The organism is Rothia sp. HMSC071F11, from assembly GCF_001809115.1.
GTDB lineage: Bacteria > Actinomycetota > Actinomycetes > Actinomycetales > Micrococcaceae > Rothia > Rothia dentocariosa.
The window spans coordinates 188,633-189,154 of the sequence record NZ_KV795771.1 but is presented as its reverse complement, the minus strand read 5'-3'; the positions used below and the strand labels follow the sequence as shown (position 1 = coordinate 189,154).

Here is a 522-nt window from a genome sequence, read left to right as displayed (position 1 = left end):
TGGCACCTTCGTCTTCCGCCGCCAGCTCGTCGAGTGCGAGCGCGTCTGCCTCGGAAACTGCATCGCCCAGCGCCTCAGCTTCCAGCAGCACCAGCGCCTCGGCTTCGGCAAATTCGAGCGCTACCTCAAAGGCTCTGACCGATGATAATAAGGCCGGTAAGCCGCGGCCGACCTCGACATATGGAGACCCCTACCCTGGAGCGACAGTGCATGAGGACGGTTCATGGGAGTATAAGAGCGAGAGCTATACTATGACCACCAAAGCCGACGGCACCTGGGAGTGGACTAATAATAAAGGCGATAAAGCTAATCTGAATGCTGACGGCACCTGGGAAAGTTTTGACGCGCAACGGAACGAGCGGGTTCACGTAAACCCCGATGGCAGCTGGATTCGAGTACGCGAGAGCGGCGATACGGATCTGACTAAAGGCGCTAGGGGTATGGAGGTTAAGGCCGATGGAACGTGGCGCAGCGTAGATTCGTATTCCACCCTCTACGGAACTGCCGACGGCAAGGTCTACC

1 pseudogene is annotated in these 522 nt (G+C 57.9%); it reads left to right on the top strand.

Features of this window, described 5'->3' with window-relative positions:
• Positions 1-251 precede the first annotated feature (251 nt).
• Positions 252-522 (top strand): annotated as a pseudogene (locus HMPREF2554_RS11865) (hypothetical protein); the annotation flags it as partial.